The organism is Streptomyces sp. NPDC036815 (genome assembly GCF_055609205.1).
Map to the genome: position 1 here is coordinate 97,747 of NZ_JBVJPW010000023.1, position 18,905 is coordinate 116,651.

The 18,905-nt window shown below is 74.3% G+C and carries 13 protein-coding genes; 5 read left to right on the forward strand and 8 right to left on the reverse strand.

The genetic code is table 11. The features are described 5' to 3' along the window. Nucleotides 1-187 precede the first annotated feature (187 nt). Nucleotides 188-1,603 carry a HEAT repeat domain-containing protein gene (locus ACZ69I_RS32945; RefSeq protein ID WP_470836244.1) on the forward strand — a complete coding sequence of 472 codons (1,416 nt, stop codon included), beginning with the start codon at nucleotides 188-190 and terminating at the stop codon, nucleotides 1,601-1,603. A gap of 61 nt (nucleotides 1,604-1,664) precedes the next feature. Here the strand turns inward: ACZ69I_RS32945 and ACZ69I_RS32950 are convergent, their stop codons facing one another. Genes ACZ69I_RS32950 through ACZ69I_RS32970 form a run of 5 tightly spaced genes read right to left on the reverse strand, consistent with a single transcriptional unit; the run spans nucleotide 1,665 to nucleotide 6,015 of the window. After that, a complete protein-coding gene (locus ACZ69I_RS32950; RefSeq protein WP_470836246.1) occupies nucleotides 1,665-2,534 on the reverse strand; it encodes a 5-oxoprolinase subunit C family protein in 870 nt (289 codons plus the stop codon). Continuing rightward, nucleotides 2,531-3,145 carry a 5-oxoprolinase subunit B family protein gene (locus ACZ69I_RS32955; RefSeq protein ID WP_470836247.1) on the reverse strand — a complete coding sequence of 205 codons (615 nt, stop codon included), beginning with the start codon at nucleotides 3,143-3,145 and terminating at the stop codon, nucleotides 2,531-2,533. Before ACZ69I_RS32955 ends, ACZ69I_RS32950 begins: the two co-directional genes overlap by 4 nt. Then, nucleotides 3,142-3,906, reverse strand: a complete 765-nt coding sequence (locus tag ACZ69I_RS32960) for a LamB/YcsF family protein (protein ID WP_470836249.1) — start codon at nucleotides 3,904-3,906, stop codon at nucleotides 3,142-3,144. The genes ACZ69I_RS32955 and ACZ69I_RS32960 overlap by 4 nt, the downstream gene beginning before the upstream one ends. A 37-nt stretch (nucleotides 3,907-3,943) precedes the next feature. Then, nucleotides 3,944-4,717: a putative hydro-lyase gene (locus tag ACZ69I_RS32965; protein ID WP_470836250.1), complete on the reverse strand. Its 774-nt coding sequence runs from the start codon at nucleotides 4,715-4,717 to the stop codon at nucleotides 3,944-3,946. Next, nucleotides 4,714-6,015, reverse strand: coding sequence for an MFS transporter (locus ACZ69I_RS32970; protein WP_470836251.1), 1,302 nt, complete (start codon nucleotides 6,013-6,015; stop codon nucleotides 4,714-4,716). The genes ACZ69I_RS32965 and ACZ69I_RS32970 overlap by 4 nt, the downstream gene beginning before the upstream one ends. A 196-nt stretch (nucleotides 6,016-6,211) precedes the next feature. On the opposite strand from ACZ69I_RS32970, the gene ACZ69I_RS32975 reads away from it, so the two are divergent. The 4 genes from ACZ69I_RS32975 (at nucleotide 6,212) to ACZ69I_RS32990 (ending at nucleotide 14,142) form a co-directional block, all read left to right on the forward strand. Then, the gene (locus tag ACZ69I_RS32975; protein ID WP_470836253.1) at nucleotides 6,212-6,904 is read left to right on the forward strand and encodes a GntR family transcriptional regulator; all 693 of its coding nucleotides are present in this window, start codon (nucleotides 6,212-6,214) and stop codon (nucleotides 6,902-6,904) included. 58 nt (nucleotides 6,905-6,962) lie between these two features. Next, nucleotides 6,963-8,489 carry a hypothetical protein gene (locus ACZ69I_RS32980; RefSeq protein WP_470836254.1) on the forward strand — a complete coding sequence of 509 codons (1,527 nt, stop codon included), beginning with the start codon at nucleotides 6,963-6,965 and terminating at the stop codon, nucleotides 8,487-8,489. Between the two features lie 67 nt (nucleotides 8,490-8,556). Further along, entirely contained in the window at nucleotides 8,557-9,450 is an 894-nt protein-coding gene (locus ACZ69I_RS32985) for a hypothetical protein (protein WP_470836255.1), read from the forward strand. A gap of 60 nt (nucleotides 9,451-9,510) precedes the next feature. Further along, nucleotides 9,511-14,142, forward strand: coding sequence for a hypothetical protein (locus ACZ69I_RS32990; protein WP_470836257.1), 4,632 nt, complete (start codon nucleotides 9,511-9,513; stop codon nucleotides 14,140-14,142). Here ACZ69I_RS32990 and ACZ69I_RS32995 read toward each other — a convergent pair. Genes ACZ69I_RS32995 through ACZ69I_RS33005 form a run of 3 tightly spaced genes read right to left on the reverse strand, consistent with a single transcriptional unit; the run spans nucleotide 14,135 to nucleotide 18,896 of the window. Further along, complete coding sequence (locus ACZ69I_RS32995; RefSeq protein WP_470836259.1) at nucleotides 14,135-15,256, reverse strand: aromatic ring-hydroxylating oxygenase subunit alpha; 1,122 nt, start codon at nucleotides 15,254-15,256, stop codon at nucleotides 14,135-14,137. The two genes, ACZ69I_RS32990 and ACZ69I_RS32995, sit on opposite strands and share 8 nt — an antisense overlap. 54 nt (nucleotides 15,257-15,310) lie before the next feature. Then, nucleotides 15,311-16,465 carry an N-methyl-L-tryptophan oxidase gene (gene solA, locus ACZ69I_RS33000; protein ID WP_470836260.1) on the reverse strand — a complete coding sequence of 385 codons (1,155 nt, stop codon included), beginning with the start codon at nucleotides 16,463-16,465 and terminating at the stop codon, nucleotides 15,311-15,313. A gap of 16 nt (nucleotides 16,466-16,481) precedes the next feature. Next, nucleotides 16,482-18,896: a GcvT family protein gene (locus ACZ69I_RS33005; RefSeq protein WP_470836262.1), complete on the reverse strand. Its 2,415-nt coding sequence runs from the start codon at nucleotides 18,894-18,896 to the stop codon at nucleotides 16,482-16,484. Nucleotides 18,897-18,905: the final 9 nt, after the last annotated feature.

Sequence of the window (18,905 nt, forward strand, 5' to 3'; positions counted from 1 at the left end):
CGCACCGCGTGGCCCGTGAGCGGCCCGCCCCCGGACCTCCCGTCCGGGAACCCCTGGGCCATGGACGAGAGGCAGAGGAAGATGGTCTTCGACAAGCAAATGACGGCGGGCGGCCCGACGTGTTGGCGCACGGCCAGGTAATGCGTGATTCCCGGTTGCGTCGACGCTTGATGTGAGGCTGTTTCCCATGTTCGATCCGGTCATAGCGCCCAGCGGTACGCTGCTCGGCCTGCTGCAGAGGGGCCGCGGCGACGGCACGCTGCACGCGCTCACCGCCCCGCGTTCCGAGGCGCTCGCCGCCCTCGACCACTGCGTGCTGAGTGATCCCCGCCACGACTGGCAGGTGGAGAACCGCTCGCTCTACTACGCCCGTCTCTACCTCGACCTGCACGGTGCGCTCGGCGAGATCGAGCGGCACCTCTTCGATGCCGAGGACGTCCTGAACACGGACGACTCGCGCACCGGCCTCGCCCTGGCCGTCCTCGGGCACCTCGCCTCGTACGGCAGGCAGGACGCCCTGGAGCTGCTGCGGAGGTACGCGGCGTTCGGCTCGAACTGGGCGTGGGCCCTCGACGAGCTGGCGCTGCGCGACGACGACGCGGGCCTGCGCGCCCTCGCCGCCCCCGTGCTCGCCCGCTTCGCCCCCGACGCGGAGGGCGAGGCCGAACTGGCCGCCGCCGTCCGCGACGCCTACGAACCCCGGCCCTGGCGCCTCTGGGAGGAGGACCCGCGCGCGGACATCGGCGCCCGGGTGCGCGCCGCCCGTGAACAGGGCTCCTTCGACCGCTGGCAGCGCCAGATGCGGCCCTCCGGACCACGTCCCGGATGGAGCGTCCAGGCCGTCTTCGACTGGGCGCAGGAAGGGCTCGAACGGGGCGTCGTGCTGTACGTGCCCGCCGCCCGCTGCCTGACCGCCGTCGCCGGTCCCGACGACCGGCCCGAGATCATCGAGGCCGCCCGCAGCGGTTCGGACGGAGCGCGCGGCACCGCCCTGCGCTATCTCGCCGACACCCACGACCCCGCCGCCCTCGACCTCATCGAGTTCGCCGCGGAAGGCCCGTCCGCTGCGGTGTCCGAAGCCGCGATCGACGCCTTCGAGCGGATGCGGAGCGTCGCCACCGTCGAGCGGGCCCGGAGCTGGGCCTACCGCCCCGACGCCCTGGGGGCCGCCGCCGGGCGCATGCTCGCCTGCCGGGGCGGCGCGCAGGACAGCAAGCTGGTCCTGGCCGCCCTCCGCGAAGCCGTCCGCGGCGAGGGGCCCGACGCGCCGACGCTGTGGACCCTCGTCGACGGCGCGGGACGTCTCGGCATCGCCTGCGCCGCCCCCGTGCTGCGGCACGTCTACCGCGAGACCGCCTCCTCCCACCTCCGTGGCCGCGCCGCCCGCGCGCTCGCCGCCACCGACCCCTCCTTCGCCGCCGGCTTCGCCGTCGAGTGCCTGTGGGACTGCGAGGAGTCCACCCGCGAGGTCGCCGCACGGCACGCGGAGACCGGTGACGCCCGGGTGGTCAACCGGCTCCGCAGGCTCGCCGCCGACCCCGCCGAGGAGGACGAGGTACAGACCGCGGTGCGCAGCAGGATCGGTCCGGACGCGCCCGTGTAGATCCGGGTAGGACCGGGCGAGCCCGCGGACCGGTCATACGCTCCCGGCCGGGGCCGCCGGTTCACCGCGGGCCCGCGGCGACGAAGCGGAGCGGCGTGCCCGGGCGGGCCTGGGCCGCCGCGGCCAGGTCCGCCTCCCGCACGACCGCGACCACCGGATAGCCCCCGGTGGTCGGGTGGTCGGCGAGGAAGACGACGGGCCTGCCGTCCGGCGGCACCTGGACGGCGCCGAGGACCATCCCCTCGCTGGGCAGTTCGCCTTCCCCGGCCCGCTCCAGGGCGGGGCCCTCGGTGCGCAGGCCGATGCGGTTGCTCGCCGCAGACACCCGGTACGCGCGCGTGGTGAGCGTGCGCAGCGCCGTCGGCGTGAACCAGTCGGCACGCGGCCCGAGCGACACCCGCAGCACCAGCTCACGGGGCGGCCCGGGCTGCGGAACGGTGTCCACGCGCGTGTACGTGCCGCTGGGGCTCCCCAGGGGGAGCACCGCCCCGTCCACGAGCGGGGGCGGTCCGAGCCCGGACAACAGGTCCGACGAGCGGCTGCCGAGCACCGGCTCCACGGCCACGCCACCGTCGAAGGCGACGTAGCACCGTACTCCGCGGAGCGCGGCGCCGATCTCCAGGAGTGCTCCCGCGGGCACGCGGACCGGGGCTCCCCAGGGTGCGGGGCGGCCCGCCACCGTCACGGGGCAGGGCGCGCCGCCGACCGCGACCGTCACCGGACGACGCGGGCGCAGGGCACAGCCGTCGAGGGTGGTCTCCAGGACGGCGGCGCCGGGCGGATTGCCGACCAGGCGGTTGACCAGGCGTGCGGTGGGCGGGTCGAGGGCGCCCGAGCGCGGCACCCCGAGGTGGGCGTGCCCGGGGCGCCCGAGGTCCTGCACGGTGGTCAGCGCCCCGGCCCGCACGACGGCGAAGGCTCGGTCGGTCATCGGGCCTCCGGTACGAAGCGGACGCGTACGCCCGGGGAGAGCAGCGCGGCGGGCACGCGCGCGTGGTCCCACAGGACGACGTCCGTCGAGCCGATCAGCTGCCAGCCGCCGGGCGAAGCGCGCGGATAGACGCCCGTGTACGGCCCGGCCAGGGCGACGCTGCCCGCCGGTACCGAAGTGCGGGGCGTGTCCCGGCGCGGTGCTCCGTAGCGCTCCGGCAGCCCGGTCAGATAGCCGAAGCCGGGCGCGAACCCGCAGAAGGCCACGCGGAATTCGGCGGCCGCGTGGATGCGCGCCACCTCGGCCACCGGCACGCCCCAGTGCGCCGCCACGTCCGCGAGGTCCGGACCGTCGTAGCGCACCGGGATCTCCAGGACGGCGCCCGCGCGCGGGGGCAGCGGCGGGATCTCCCAGGCGGGCAGCTCCGCCCCGGTGCGGCCCGGTTCGTCGAGGCCGTCGAGGAGCACGGTGCGGGCGGCGGGGACGATCTCGCGTACCCGCAGGGCGCCCGTCGCGCGGCGGCGCAGCAGTTCGGCGTGGAGCGCCTGGGCCTCGGCGCCGTCGGCGAGTTCGACGAGCAGGGCACGGTCGCCGACGGGCAGGACCCTCACGCGAAGGCCTCCACCCGCACGCCCGCGCCCTCCAGCTCGGCGCGCACCCGGCGGGCCAGGCCCACCGCCCCGGGAGTGTCGCCGTGCAGACACAGCGACCGCGCGCGGACCGCGATCTCACGGCCCCCGTGGGAGGTGGCGACGCCGGAGCGGGCCATTCCGACGGACCGCGCGACGACGGCGTCCGGGTCGATGACGACCGCTCCAGGGTGGGTCCGTGGAACCAAGGTGCCCTCGTCGGTGTAGGCGCGGTCCGCGAACGCCTCGGTGACGACCGGGAGTCCGGCCTCGTCGGCCCTCTCCAGGAGGCGCGATCCGGGCAGCCCCAGGAGGGGCAGCGAGGCGTCGGCGAGCAGCACGCCGTCGACGACCGCGCGGGCCTGCTCCTCGTCGTGGACGACGCGGTTGTAGAGCGCTCCGTGCGGCTTGACGTACGACACGCGCGTGCCCGCCGCGCGTGCGAACACCTCCAGGGCGCCGATCTGGTACGCCACTTCGGCGGCCAGCTCCGCGGCCGGCACCTCCATGGCGCGCCGTCCGAACCCCGCCAGGTCACGGTAGGAGACCTGCGCGCCGACGCGCACGCCGCGTTCGGCGGCGCGCTCGCACACCCGGCGCATGGTCACGGCGTCCCCGGCGTGGAACCCGCAGGCCACGTTGGCGCTGGTGACGACGGACAGCAGCGCGTCGTCGTCGGTCAGGTGCCAGCGGCCGAAGCCCTCGCCGAGGTCGGCGTTGAGGTCGATCGAGGTGGTGCTCATGTGCTGGGGGTCTCCTGGGGTTCTGGTGGCCGGGCGGTCAGACCACGCGGTACTGCTCGTCCCGGGCGTCGGTGAGGAACATCCGGCCGGGCGCGTGCGTGAGGGCGAACGGCGGCCGCGACGCCATCACCGCGGCCTGGGGCGTCACCCCGCAGGCCCAGAACACCGGGATGTCGTCCGCTTCGGCGGTCACCGCGTCGCCGAAGTCGGGGCGGTCCAGGTCCTCGATGCCGAGCCCGGCGGGGTCGCCGCAGTGCACCGGGCCGCCGTGCACGGCGGGCATCAGGGCGGACTCCCTGATGGCGTCGGAGAGATGGCGCGGCGGTACGGGACGCATCGACACCACCATGGGGCCGTGCAGGCGGCCCGCGGAGCGGCAGGGGCGCGCGGTCACGTACATCGGGACGTTGCGGCCCTGCTCGATGTGGCGCAGCGGGACACCGGCGTCGGCGAGCGCCCACTCGAAGGTGAAGCTGCAGCCGATGAGGAACGTCACCAGGTCCTCACGCCAGTGGCCGAGGACGTCCGTGGGCTCGTCGGTCAGCTCGCCGTGCTCCCACACGCGGTAGAGCGGCAGGTCCGTGCGGAGGTCGGCGCCGGGGGCGAGCGGTGTGGTCCAGGAGCCCGCGTCCGTGACGTCGAGGACCGGGCAGGGCTTCGGGTTGCGCTGACAGAAGAGCAGCATCTCGTAGGCCCAGTCGGCGGGCACGGAGATGAGGTTGGCCTGGGCGAAGCCTGCCGCCCGGCCGGCGGTGGGGCTCGTCTCGCCCGAACGGAACGCCGCGCGGGCCTCTTCGGCGCCGCGGCTCACAGGAGCTCCCTCCCCCGGGTCTCGGGGAGGCCGAGCAGCGCGATGACGGCGAGGCCGTACCCGACCGCTCCGAAGACGAGCGCGCCACCGACGCCCCAGCTGTCGGCGAGGAAGCCCACCATGGTGGGGAAGACGGCGCCGACCGCGCGGCCCGTGTTGTACGTGAAGCCCTGGCCCGTGCCGCGCACGGCGGCCGGATAGAGCTCGCTGAGGAACGAGCCGAAGCCGCTGAAGATCGCCGACATGCAGAAGCCCAGCGGGAAACCGAGCACGAGGAGAAGGCCGTTGGCGCCGTCCGGGATGTTCGTGTAGGCGAGGACGCTGGCCGCGGAGAGGAACGCGAAGAGCGTGATGTTCCGCTTCCGGCCGAGCTTGTCGGTGAGGTAGCCGCCGGTGAGGTAACCGATGAAGGCGCCGGAGATCAGGAAGGTCAGGTAGCCGCCGGTGCCGACGACCGTCAGACCCCGTTCGTCCTTCAGGTACGTGGGCACCCAGGTGGCCAGCGTGTAGTAGCCGCCCTGCACACCCGTGGACAGGAGCACCGCGAAGAGCGTGACGCGCAGCAGTCCCGGCTTGAAGATGGCCGTGAACGACCCCTGGTCGGAGCTCTCGTGCCGTTGCGCGGCGGCTTCCGGGGCGTCGTGCACGTTGCGGCGGACGTAGATCACGAGGAGCGCGGGCAGCGCGCCGGTCCAGAACATCACGCGCCAGGCGACGTCGTCGTCCAGGAACTGGAACACCATCGTGTAGACGATCACCGCGAGTCCCCAGCCCACGGCCCAGGCGCTCTGGATCGCGCCCAGGGTCCGGCCCCGGTTCTTGGCGGTGGCGTACTCGGCGACGAGGATCGCGCCGACCGCCCACTCGCCGCCGAACCCGAGCCCCTGGAGGGCACGGAAGACCAGCAGGGTCTCGTAGTTGGGCGCGAAACCGCAGGCGACGGTGAAGACCGCGTACGTGACGACCGTGATCATCAGTGCCTTGACGCGGCCGATCCGGTCGGCGACCACGCCCGCGACGGCGCCGCCCACGGCGGAGACGACGAGCGTGACGGTGGTGAAGAGGCCCGTCTGACCGCTGTTCAGGCCGAAGTACGCGGAGAGCGCCACCATGCTCAGCGGCAGCGTGAAGTAGTCGTACGAGTCGAGGGCGTAGCCCCCGAAGGCGCCGCCGAAGGCACGGCGGCCGCGCGGCCCGAGGGCGCGCAGCCAGCCGAACGCGCCGCTGTCGTCGGGCAGTCCGCCCTGGGCGGGGCGGGGGTCGGCCGGAGCGGTTCGGGGTGGTGGGGTCGTGCTCATGGGCACCTCGCAGATGAGGGACGGGGGGTGCTGGAGCGTGCGTTTCCGGACCGTCGCAACGAGCCGTGGGAACGAGCCGTGCCCGCCAAGGTAGAGGATCGTTGAACGATCCCTCAATACCTGTGTTGTCTCGTTCTTCGCTCTGCGATTGAATCCGGGCATGGCTGAGGGGCCGGCCAGGGAGCCGGCTGAGGGGATGGCTGACGTGAGCGGACTGGCCGACGACCGTGCGCTTCTGGGGCGCACCAGTACGGCCGAGCGGGTCGCGGACATCCTCCGGAGCCGCATCGCCGAGGGTTACTTCCCCCCCGGGACACGGCTCTCCGAAGACAGCATCGGCGGGGCGCTCGGCGTCTCCCGCAACACCCTGCGGGAGGCCTTCAGGCTGCTCACGCACGAACGGCTCCTGGAGCACCAGCTCAATCGCGGCGTCTTCGTACGCATCCTCACGGTGGAGGACGTACGGGACATCTACCGCACGCGCAGGATCGTGGAGTGCGCGGTCGTGCGCGGTCTCGGGGAGCCGCCGTTCGCCCTCGACGCGGTGGCGGACGCCGTCGCGGCCGGCGTCCGCGCGGCCGCCGGCAAGGAGTGGCGGGGCGTCTCCACCGCCAACATCCACTTCCACCGGGAACTCGTCGCCCTCGCCGGGAGCGCCCGCACCGACGAGCTCATGCGCAGCGTCCTCGCCGAACTGCGCCTGGCCTTCCACGTGGTGGACGACCCGCGCCGCCTCCACGCGCCCTACCTCGAACGCAACAAGCAGATCCTCGCCGCCCTGCGGGCCGGAGACGCCGTGCAGGCCGAGCAGCTGCTCGCCGACTACCTCGAGGACTCGCTCGACGGCCTCGTCGAGGTGTACGGGCGCCGCGTCGGCGCGGGCGGCTGAGCCGGTCGCTTCTGCGCCGTTTCGACCGTTGTCAGACCGAGGACCTAGTCTGTGCACCGTGACTTCGCCTGCCGTTACGGACACCGCTCCGCCCCAGCTCAGCACGGGGCCGCGGCCCGCTCTGGGCCCGGCCGCCGACGAGGGCCTGGCGCGCCGCCTGCGCGCGCTCGCCTGCACGGCTCCGCTGCACGACCTCGACGTGCGCAAGACCAACCTCGCGGGCGAGTACACGGTGTACGCGATGGCGGAGGTGGCCCTGTCCGCCATCGACCTCGTCACCCTGAACATGGACTTCGACACCGGCGCCGACCACGAGCAGATCGTCGCCAGGCTGCTCCCGCGCGTCGCCGCCCAGGCCCCCCGGCGCCCGGCCGCCGAGCACGAGCGGGTGGCCCGCTGGGTTCTGGAGAACCTGATCAACGTGGGGAGCGTCGACCGCGGCTTCCGCGCGGTGTACGGCACCTTCGCCCCCGACGGCACCTATGTCCGCAGGGACTACGACTTCAAGCTCCTGGAAGAGGTCGCGGGCTACGGCGGCGGTGTCTACCTGCGCACGACCGACGAAGCGGTCAACGTCCTGGTCGGCGCCCTGGACACCGACGTCACCAGCGCCCAGATCGCCGCCGAGGTGAAGCTGGAGGTCCTGATCAGCCGCGGCCGGCTCGCCGACGCCCAGCTCGCCGCGGAGCAGGCGCGCTACCGCACCGTGCAGTACTCGGAGACCCTGCGCAAGGCCCTCGACGCGACCCGGCGCAACGTCCGCGCGGTGGACTGGCTGCGGGCCGTCCCCGACATGATCGCGGAGGCGCTCGACCACGTCGCCGACCGCTACCGCCACGAGAACGCCATCCTGACCAACATCCGCAAGGCCCGCGACGAGTCCGAGGACCCCGAGCAGAAGCGCCGCGCCGCCGAGCTGGTCGACATCGTCAAGGACTGCATCCGCCGCCACACGCAGCTCCAGTCCCGACTCCTGGAAGCCGGTCCGCTGTTCCGCGCCGAGCAGGACCGGCAGGCCTTCGCCGCCCCCACCGCGCGCTCGGGCCTCGACCTGTACGGCCAGCTGGTCGCGCCCCTCCTGCCGCTCCCCGCCGAGCAGGCGACCCGCGTGACGGACGCCTTCTTCGCGCGCGGCACCGGGCTGCGCACGCCCGTCTCCGTGCGGGTGGGCGACCTCGTCGACATACTGCTCACGCCGCCCATGGAGCGCGAGCACCTCGGCGCGGAGATGCCCGAGCCCGAGCTCATCGCCACCCCGGACGACAGCCGCTTCAGCGAGGAACAGCTCGCGAGCGCCATGGACCTGCTCGACCTGCCCGCCGACGCGCCGCGCCGGCTCTCCGGCCTCCTCGCCGACGCCCGCCGACGCGACCCCGAACTGCCCTACCTGGTCGCCCTGTTGGCCGTGCACGCGGCCAGCCCGCCGGTCGGCACCGCCTACCGTCAGGGCGAGGAGAGGCTCCTCTTCGCCGTCGACGACGGCACCGAGCTCGACGACGAGGAGTTCGGCGGCGCCGACCTCATCGTCGGCACGGCCCTCCTGGACGCCGTCGGCATGGCGGCAGGCCGGACGGAAGCGGCATGACCATCACCGAGACCCGCACGCGCCGCACCGGCGCGCACCCGCACCACCCCCACAAGGAGCACACGCCGTGACCGACCACCCCGCAGAGCACGCCGCGTGGGGCGAGCCGGACTCCACGGCGGCGCCCGCCGCCCCCGCGCCCGTCACCCCGGCCGACGCCGCCGACGCCGCGCGGCTCGTCTCCTTCGGGCTGCAGCCCAAGCTGCAGCCCGCCCGCGACCAGGAGTACGCCGAACTGCTCCGCCGCTACCGCGAGGACCCGCCCTTCGCCCGGCTCGCCGACGCCGTCGCCACCGGACTCGGGCTCGTCGTCCTGGAGGTGTCCCCGCGCGCGGGGATGGCCGTCACCGCCGAGGAGGACTCCGTCTTCGCCGTCCGCATGGGCGACTACGCCCGCCGCGCAGCGACCGACTCCACCGACCGCTTCCTGCACGGCCTCGCCCACCTCGCCGTCGCCGCCATGGCGTTCCCGCGCCCCGAGGACCTCGCCGACGACGGCTATGTCGGGAGGGTCACGGTCAACGGCGTCGACGCGTTCGTCCGCCAGGCCTGCCACCGCCTGGAGGAGCGCGCCGAGGAACACGGCGAGAACACCGACCCCGCGACCGACGCCCCGGGCCTCGAAGCCGCCTGGCGGATCTGGGCCCGCCGCAGCTCGACCGGCGCCACCAAGGACGCCCGCCGCCTGGCCGGCTCGACCACCGGCATCGTCGGCAAGGCCGCCGCCTTCCTCACCGAGTCCGGCTTCCTGCAGCGCACCGGCGACGACTCCGGAGGCACGTACCGCACCACCGCCCGCTATCAGCTCCAGGTCCGCGACATGGCGGGCAGCGCGGCCATGGCGGAGCTCCTGGAGCTCGGCGTCGTGCCGGTCACGGACGGCTCGGCCACGCTGCTGCCCCCCGAAGACCCCGACGACCTGGAGCTGGCCGCCGACGCGGGGCTGCCGTTCCACTCCTGACCCCGCCCCGCCCCACCACTTCCTGCCGTTCCGCACGACTTACGACGAGAGTCCGCCGCCATGTACGAGCTGTCCCGGGTCCGCCTCTACTCCATCGGTCCGGCCGGTGCGCGCTACGCCGACACGGTGCTCGACCTGCGCGGCGTCGGCGCGGAGGTGCCCGACCCCGCGCCCACCCAGGCGGAGTTCTTCGAGGACGAGCCGGTCGGCCCGCCGCGCCGCCCCGCGCCCGCCGGAGTGCTCTTCCTGGAGAACGGCGGCGGCAAGTCCGTCCTCCTCAAGCTGATCTTCTCGGTGATGCTGCCGGGCCACCGCAACACCCTCGGCGGCGCCAGCTCCGGCGTGCTGCGCAAGTTCCTGCTCGCCGACGACTGCGGGCACGTCGCCCTGGAGTGGCAGCACACCCTGACCGGCGAGTGCGTCGTCGTCGGCAAGGTCAGCGAGTGGCGCGGGCGGCAGGTCTCCAACGACCCGCGCAAGTTCGCCGAGGCCTGGTACTCCTTCCGGCCGGGTCCCGGCCTGAGCCTGGACTCGCTGCCCGTCGCCGAGTCCACCGCCGTGCGTCCCTCGGTGGAGGGCGCCTCGGGCGCGCAGGGCCGGCGGCGCACCATGAAGGGCTTCCGCGACGCCATGACCGAGGCGGTGAAGGCCTACCCCCACCTCGAAGTGCACTGGGAAGAGATCCACGACCGCTGGAACGAACACCTCGGCGACCTCGGTCTCGACCCCGAACTCTTCCGCTACCAGCGGGAGATGAACGCCGACGAAGGCGAGGCCGCGGGCCTCTTCGCCGTCAAGAAGGACTCCGACTTCACCGACCTGCTGCTGCGTGCCGTCACCGACACCCGCGACACCGACGGCCTCGCCGACCTCGTCCACAACTTCGGCAACAAGCTCGGCCGCCGCGCCGAACTGATCGCCGAACGGGACTTCACCGCGGGCTCCGTCGACCTGCTCGGCCGCATCGTCGACGCCGCCGACGCCCGGGCACGCGCGCGTGACGTGCACGCGGGAGCCGAGCGCCGCACGAGGACCCTGGCGCGCAGGCTCTCCGCGCGCGCCGTCGAGGAGCGCGGCCGCGCCGCCGAACTCGCCGAGCGGGTCACCGGCGCCGCCCACACCGTCACCGAGGCCGAACAGGCGCGCGGCAAGAGCGCCCTGATCTCCGCCGAACTGGCCTACCGCAACGCCTCCTTGGCGCTCACCGTCGCCGAGAAGGCCGCCGCCGCGCAGCGCCGCGAGCTCGCCGACGCGCGCACCCTGCACTCCGCCTGGCAGGCCGCCGAAGCCGTCCTGCGGCACCGCGCCGCCGCCGACCGCTCCGCGCGCGTGGCCGTCGCGATCCGCGAGGCCGAGCGCGACGCGGCCCCCGCGCTCGCCGCCCGCGCGCAGGCCGCCTCGGACCTGGTGCGCGCCCTGCACACCGCCGCCGAAGGCGCGGAGAACCACGCGAACGAGGAGGAGGAGCGCTCCGCCGCCCTCCAGGAGACCGGCGAGACCGCGCACCGCGACGCCACCGCGGCCGCCACCGAGGCACAGCGCGCCCGCAGCGAGGCGGGACACCTCAAGCAGCGCCTCGCCGAGGTCGAGCAGGAGACCGCGGAGGCCGTCCGCGCGGGCTGGCTCGACGACACCGCCCCCGACGCCGACCCGGCCCGCGCCGCCCTCGCCGCGAGCGACGCCGAGAAGACCACCGTCGCCGCCTGGGACACCGCCCGCGAGGCCGCCCGCCGGGCCGCCGACCACGCCAAGGAGACGGCCGCCGCCGAGGCCCGCGCCGAGCTGACCGCGGCCCGCGCCTCGGACGCCGCGGCCGCCGCCGAGGCCGCCCACGACGCGGAGCGCCGCGCCGCCGAGTCCATCGCCGGGGACCAGCGGCTGGCCGAGCTCCTGAGCCTGCCGGCCGGGGACGGCGGGGTGCCGCGGCCCCGCCGGGGTGCCGAGCCCGCCGGGACCGGCGCGGACGGCGCCCTCACCGTCGCGGAGCTCAACCGCTCGGCGGACGACCTGCGGGCCCTCCTCGAGGACGGCGTCGCCTCCGCCGAGCGGCAGCTGTTCGACCTGCGCACCGCCGCCGCCGACGACTCCCGCATCCTCGGCGCCCTCGGCGACGGCGGCCTCCTTCCGCCGGGCCCCGACGTCCTCGCCACCGTCGAGTTCCTCGGCGAGCACGGCATCCCCGCCCTGCCGGGCTGGCGCTATCTGGCCCAGGCCGTCGACCCCGCCGACCACGCGCGCGTGCTCGCCGCCCGCCCCGAGCTGGTCGACGGCGTGGTCATCACCGAGCCCGACACGCACGCACGCGCCCGCGAGGCCCTCGCGGACGCCGCACTGCTGCCCCGCTCCGCCGTGGCCGTGGGCACCGCCGCCGCCCTCCTCGCGCCCACCCCGGGCGAGCAGAGCACGGACAGCGGCGTCTTCCTCGTACCGCCGAACCCGGCCATGCACGACGAGCACGCCGCCGACGAGGAGCGCCAGGCGCTGCGCGCACGGGCCGCACAGCGCGACGAGGAGATCAGGGCGCTCGCCGTCCGGCTCGCCAAGGACCGCGAGCTCGCCGCGCGACTCGCCTCCTGGCGGAGCGGCTGCCCGAGCGGCCGCCTCGACGAGCTCGCCACCGCGGCCGCGCAGGCGCGCGCCTTCGCCGAGGAGGCCGAGGCCGAGCTCGCCGAGGCCCGCACCGCGCGCGCCGAGGCCGACGAGGCGGCGGGTGAGGCGGCACGCGTGCGTGACGAGCGCCAGGAGGCCGCCCAGCGCGCCCGGCGCGCCGCCGACGCCCTCGCGGGCCTCGCCTTCCGGCTCAGGGAGCGGGCAGGCTGGCAGGTCAAGCTGCGCGAACTGGCCGACGACGCCGTCGAGTCCGAGGCCCGCGCCCAGACCTGCCTGGACCGTGCCCGCGCCGCCGACGAGGACCGGCGCGCCGCCCAGCGCGCCGCCGACGACGCCCGCCGCACCGCCCGCGCGCTGCGTGCCGAGCGCGCCGAGATCGCCGGCGCCCCCGAGGACGTACCGGAGGAGAGCGACACCCCGAAGGCGTCGCTGCCCGCCCTGCGCGAGGCCTACCGCGCGGCCTCCCAGCTCTACGAGAAGGTGGGCGTCGGCGCCGACCTGCGCGCCGAGCAGGCCCACGCCGAGAGCGACGAGAGCGCCGCCCTCGCCGAGCTCGACCGGCTCAGCAACAAGGTCCGCACCCGCGCGGCCCTGCTCCTCGAAGGCACCGACGGCTCCGACGGCCCGTCCCGGCAGGCCGCCGCCGCGCGCGCGGAGGCCCAGGTCCAGCTGCTCGAGGCCCGCGCCGCCACCGCCAGCGAGACGCTCGGCCGGCTGCGCGGCGAGGCCGAGCGGCTCGCCCCCGAGGACGGCGGTGCCCACACCGAGCTCCCCGATGAGCTCGTCCCCGCCGACGCCGAGCAGGCCCAGGCGCTCCTGCGCACCGCCACCGGCGAACTGGCCGCGCACACCGAGGCGCTGAGCCGCGCCAAGGAGGCCCACGCCGCCCTGCTGCACACCCACCGCGCCACCGAGGACGCGGCCGGCGGTTTCGAGGAGACCGCCGCCCTGCTCCGGGACCTCCTGCGCGAGCACCAGGAGGAGGAGCCCGAAGAGACCCCCGAGAGCTACCCCGGCTCCCTCGAAGAGGCCCGCCACTCCGCCGCGGAGGCCCGCCGCTCCCTGCGCGGCTGCGCCGCCGACCTGTCGACGGCCGAGTCCGCCGTCCGCGAGGCGAGCGACATCCTCGTGCGCCACGCGAACTCGACCCGGTACGAGCAGGTGCGCACCCCCGCCCGCCAGCAGATCCGCGAGCTGCCCGCCTCGGCGCTCCCCGAGCACGCCAAGAAGTGGGCCGACGCGTTCGCGCCCCGGCTTCGCGTCCTCACCGACGAGCTGGAGCAGCTGGAGCGCAACCGCGACAGCATCGTCGACCGCCTCCGCGGCCTCGTCGAGTCCGCCCTCGCGACCCTGAGGTCCGCCCAGCGCCTCTCCCGCCTGCCCGAGGGGCTCGGGGAGTGGTCGGGCCAGGAGTTCCTGCGGGTCCGCTTCGACGAGCCCGACCAGGCCACCCTCGTCGAGCGGCTCGGCGAGGTCATCGACGAGGCCACCCGCGCCGCCGTGAAGAAGAACTCCGACATGCGGCGCGACGGAATGACCCTGCTGCTGCGCGGGGTCCAGGCCGCCCTGGAGCCGCGCGGCATCGCCGTCGAGATCCTCAAGCCGGACGCCGTGCTGCGCGCCGAGCGCGTCCCGGTCGGACAGATGGGCGACGTGTTCTCCGGCGGCCAGCTGCTGACCGCGGCCATCGCCCTGTACTGCACGATGGCCGCGCTGCGCAGCAACGACCGGGGCCGCGACAAGCACCGGCACGCCGGCACGCTCTTCCTCGACAACCCCATCGGCCGGGCCAACGCGACGTACCTCCTGGAGCTCCAGCGGGCCGTCTCCGACGCGCTCGGCGTGCAGCTGCTCTACACGACCGGTCTCTTCGACACCACCGCGCTCGCCGAGTTCCCGCTGGTCATCCGCCTGCGGAACGACGCGGACCTGCGGGCGGGCCTGAAGTACATCAGCGTCGAGGAGCACCTGCGGCCGGGCCTGCCGCAGCAGGACCCGGACGGCGAGACGGTGCACGGCGAGATCACCGCGACCCGGATGTACAAGCGCCCCACCCCTCAGGCGGACCCGGTCACTACGTAGCGAGCTGTTCGGTCAGCCACTCGTGGAAGAGCCCGATGTGGTGCTCGGTCGGCACGAGCACCCCGCCCGCGCGGTAGGCGCGTGACGCCATCGCGGGCTGGGTGCGCTCGCAGGCCGCGAAGTCCTGTGCGTTGACGCGGTGGAAGAGCTCCACGGAGTGCGTCAGGTCGGCGCCGGACGCGACGACGTCGGGTGCGTACAGCCAGTCGCACTCGACCACCGTGCGGTCCTCGGCCATCGGGAACATCCGGTGCAGGATCACGTGGTCGGGGACGAGGTTGACGAACACCGTCGGCTTCACGGTGATCGCGTAGTAGCGGCGGTCCTGGTCGTCGCGGACCTCGGGGAGCCGGCCGAAGCCCGCGCTGCCGTCCACCGTGAACCCGCCGACGTCCTCGCCGAACGCGGCGCCGTGCCCCACGTAGTACTGCGCGGCGAACCCGTCGGCGAACTCCGGCAGGACGTCGGTCAGTTCAGGGTGGATGGTCGCGCAGTGGTAGCACTCCATGAAGTTCTCGACGATCAGCTTCCAGTTGGCGCGCACGTCGTAGCTGACGCGTCTGCCGAGCGCGAGCTTCTCCGTGCCGTAGCGCTCGATGGAGGCGGCGTCACCGAGCCGTTCGACCGCGGCGCCCATGACGGTCTCCTCGAAGGAGGGCGGTTCGTCGGCCAGGCACACCCAGGCGTAGCCGAGCCACTCCCGCAGGGCCACCTTCACCAGGCCGTACGCCGTGCGGTCCACGCCCTCCATGGTCACCAGGTCGGGCGCGGCGACGAGCCGTCCCTCCAGGTCGTACGTCCAGGCGTGGTACGGGCATTGGAGGGCGCGGCGCACCTGTCCCGACTCCTCGGTGCACAGGCGCGCGCCGCGGTGCCTGCAGACGTTGAGGAAGGCCCGCAGCTCACCGGTGCGCGAGCGGGTGACGAGGATGCTCTCGCGGCCGACCTGCACGGTGCGGAACGCGCCCGGCCGGTCGAGGTCGGCGGCGCGCACCGCACAGAACCAGAGCGCTTCGAAGACGCGTTCCTGCTCCTGCCGGAAGATCTCCGGGTCGGTGTAGTAGCGGCCGGGGAGGGTCGCGATGAGACTCGGCGGCAAGGGGGTCGTCGTCACGGTTCTCGTACTCCTCAAGCGGATCTCGTACGCCTCGGGCGGCTCTCGCACCCCTCAGGCGGGCGTGGCGGTGAGGCGGCTGGGGTCGAAGAGGTCGATGGGATGCCCGGTGACGCCGTCGAGCGCCAGGTCGGCGAGGATCTCCCCGACCACCGGTACGAACTTGAAGCCGTGCCCGGAGAATCCGGCCGCGACGGTGACCGATCCGGGGTGGGCCGGATGGCGGGTGATGACGAAGTGCTCGTCGGGGCTGTTGGAGTACATGCAGGTGGCGGCCTTGAGGAAGTGGCCGGGCAGGTCCGGGATGAGCCGCCCCACCTGCTCGGCCATGGCGGCGACCTCCCGCTCGTGGACGGTCCGTTCGATGGTCTCCGGAGTGCAGGGCGTGCCCTTGCGGAAGAAGGCGACCTTCGCGCCGAGGCCGGGCCCGTCGATGGCGGGGAAGCCGTACACCTGGACGCCCTCCGCGTCCTCCCAGATGTAGACCGGGTGGTTCTCCGCGGCGAAGGGGCGCTCGCCGCCGGTCGGCCGGAACCAGTACATGACCTGCCGCTCGATGGTGAACGGCACGCCGAGATCGGTCAGGAGCCCGGGGGCCCAGGCACCCGGACAGATCACCAGCCGGCCCGCGGTGTAGGTGTTCTCGGCGGTGTGCACGCGCACCCCGTCCCGGTACGGCTCCCAGCGCGTCATCGGTTCCTGGAAGTGCAGGTCGGCTCCCTGCCGCGCGGCCAGCTGAAGGTGCGCGGCCACGGTGTTCTCGGGGCGGACGAGACCCGCCCGTGCTTCGTAGAGGGCCACCTCGTCATCCCGTGGGGTGAGGGTGGGGAAGCGGCGGCGGATCTCCCTGGCGTCGAGCATCTCGTGCGGCAGGCCCCACTGTTCGGCGGAGAGGCGGGAACCGGAGACGGTGCGGCTGTCCGGCCGGCCGAGCATCACGCCGCCGCACAGGGTCGCGACGGCGCGGCCGGTGTCGTGTTCGAGGCGGTCGTAGAGCTCGTACGCGCGCAGCAGCAGCGGCACGTACGCGGGGTCCTCGAAGTAGGACTGGCGGGTGATGCGGGAACCGCCGTGGCTGGAGCCGCGGTTGTGCACCGGGCCGAACTTCTCCAGGCCGAGGACGCGGGCCCCGCGCGCGGACAGGTGGTGCGCGGCGGCACTGCCCATGCCGCCGAGGCCGATCACGATCACGTCGAAGGTGGGGGACACCGGTGCCTCCAGGCGGCTAGCGGCGGATGCGGGTCATCTCCGGGTCGAACAAGGGCTCCTCCGCGACCGTCGCGGGCACCTTCTCGCCGAAGTACTCGACGTGCACGCCGACGCCCGCGGCCAGGGGCGGCAGCCAGGCGTACGCGACGCAGCGGCCCAGGGTGTACCCGTACGAGGCGCTGGTGACGTACCCGGCCGGGGCGCCGTCGACGTACACGGGTTCCTTGCCGAGGACGACGGCGGCGGGGTCGTCGAGGAGCAGGGCGGTGAGCCTCCGGGTCGGTTCCCCGAGCCCTTCGAGCGCCGAACGCCCGACGAAGTCACCCTTGTTCATGCGGACCGCGAAGCCGACGCCCGCCTCGTAGGGGTTGTGTTCGGTGGTCATGTCGTGGCCCCACGCGCGGTACCCCTTCTCCAGCCGCAGGCTGTTGAAGGCGGAGCGCCCCGCCGCGATCACGCCGTGCGCGCGCCCCGCCTCCCACAGCGTGTCCCAGAGGCGGAGCCCCAGGTCGGCGGTGGTGTACAGCTCCCAGCCCAGCTCGCCGACGTACGACAGGCGCAGGGCGGTCACCGGGACGTGCCCGATGTAGGTCTCCTGCGCCCGGAAGTAGCCGAACGCCTCGTGCGAGAAGTCGTCACGGGTGAGCGGCTGGACGAGCGCGCGGGCCAGTGGACCCCAGACGCCGACGCAGCAGGTCCCGGAGGTGATGTCCCTGACGTGGACCGTGCCGGGGGCGTGGCGGAGCAGCCAGTCGAGGTCGGCGGGGGAGTTGGCGCCCACCTGGAAGCGGTCCGGGCCGAGCCGCGCCACGGTCAGGTCGGAACGGATGCCGCCCGCCTCGTCGAGGAGCAGCGTGTACGTGACCGAACCAGGCCTCTTGGCGAGGTTGTTGGAGGTCATGTGCTGGAGGAAGGCGAGGGAGCCGGAGCCCGTGACCTCCAGGCGGCGCAGCGGCGTCATGTCGTAGAGGGCGACCCGTTCGCGGGTGGCGCGCGCCTCGGCCGCCGCGACGGGGGACCAGTGGCGGGCCGACCAGGCGTCGCGCTCCCGCACGTCGGTGCCCTCGGTCAGCGGCGCGTTGGCCTCGTACCAGTGCGGGCGCTCCCAGCCGCCGCCTTCCAGGAAGACCGCGCCCAGCTCCCGCTGGCGGGCGTGGAAGGGGCTGACCCGGAGGGGGCGCTGCCCGTCCAGCGGCTGGAGCGGGTGGATGACGTCGTAGACCTCGACGAACTGGCGCGCCCCGCGCTCGGCCACGTACGCGGGAGAGCGCTGCGCGTCCTCGAAGCGCGTCAGCTCGCACTCGTGCAGATCGAGCGAGGGCCGTCCGTCGACCATCCACTCGGCGACCGCCTTGGCGACCCCCGCGGAGTGCGTGACCCAGACGGCCTCGGCCAGCCAGAAGCCACGCAGCGCCCGGGATTCACCCAGTACCGGCATGCCGTCGGGCGTGAAGGAGAAGACGCCGTTGAAGCCCTCCGCGATCTCCGTCCCCCTCAGCGCAGGGAGCAGCCTCCGGCAGTCCTCCCAGCTCGGCGCGAAGTCCTCCTCGGTGAAGGGGTACGAGGACGGCATGTCCTCGGCGTCGTCGTACGCGGGGACGGTGAACGGGTCGACGGGCAGCGGGCGATGGGCGTACGAGCCGATGCCGATGCGGTCGTGGTGCTCACGGAAGTACAGATCGCGGTCCTGGTGGCGGAGGATCGGCAGGGACGCCTCCGGACGCGGGCCACCCGGCCCGGCGAGCTCGGGCAGGGGCGCCGTCTTCGCGTACTGGTGGGCGAGCGGCAGCAGAGGGATGCCGACGCCCGCCAGCCGCCCGATCACCGGCCCCCAGAACCCGGCCGCCGAGACGACGTGGTCGGCGGGGAAGGTGCCGCGGTCGGTGACGACGGCCATCACACGGCCGTCGTCCCGCTCGATGCCCGTCACGGTGTGCCGTTCGAGGAAACGGGCTCCACGCGCGCGTGCCCGCTCCATCTGCGCCCGGCAGGCGGGCACGGCGCGGGCCAGACCGTCCTCGGGCGTGTACAGCCCTCCGTACAGCTGGCTCTCGTCGACGAGCGGCCACAGTTCCTTGCAGCGCGCGGGGCCGACGAGCTCGGCGCGCACGCCCCAGGACGCGGCGAGACCGGCCTTGCGGTGCAGGTCGTCCCAGCGCTCCGGCGTCGTGGCAAGCTCCAGACCGCCGACCGGGTCGAAGCAGGGGAGGCCGTCTACCTCCAGGGAGGTGAACTTCTCCACGGTGTACGCGGCGAACGCGGTCATCGTCCTGGACGGGCCCGTCCGGAAGACCAGGCCCGGAGCGTGCGAGGTGGAGCCGCCCGGCGCGGGCAGCGGCCCCTGGTCGAGGACGGTGACGTCGCTCCAGCCGCGGGCGGTCAGCTCGTCGGCGAGTGAGCAGCCGACGATGCCCGCTCCGATGACGACCACGCGGGGCCC

What these genes read in the sequence shown, in the direction of transcription:
- ACZ69I_RS32950 (WP_470836246.1), bottom strand. Translation starts at nt 2,534, where the DNA reads ATGACCGACCGAGCCTTCGCCGTCGTGCGGGCCGGGGCGCTGACCACC.
- ACZ69I_RS32975 (WP_470836253.1), top strand. Translation starts at nt 6,212, where the DNA reads ATGGCTGACGTGAGCGGACTGGCCGACGACCGTGCGCTTCTGGGGCGC.
- ACZ69I_RS32970 (WP_470836251.1), bottom strand. Translation starts at nt 6,015, where the DNA reads ATGAGCACGACCCCACCACCCCGAACCGCTCCGGCCGACCCCCGCCCC.
- ACZ69I_RS32945 (WP_470836244.1), top strand. Translation starts at nt 188, where the DNA reads ATGTTCGATCCGGTCATAGCGCCCAGCGGTACGCTGCTCGGCCTGCTG.
- ACZ69I_RS32960 (WP_470836249.1), bottom strand. Translation starts at nt 3,906, where the DNA reads ATGAGCACCACCTCGATCGACCTCAACGCCGACCTCGGCGAGGGCTTC.
- ACZ69I_RS32990 (WP_470836257.1), top strand. Translation starts at nt 9,511, where the DNA reads ATGTACGAGCTGTCCCGGGTCCGCCTCTACTCCATCGGTCCGGCCGGT.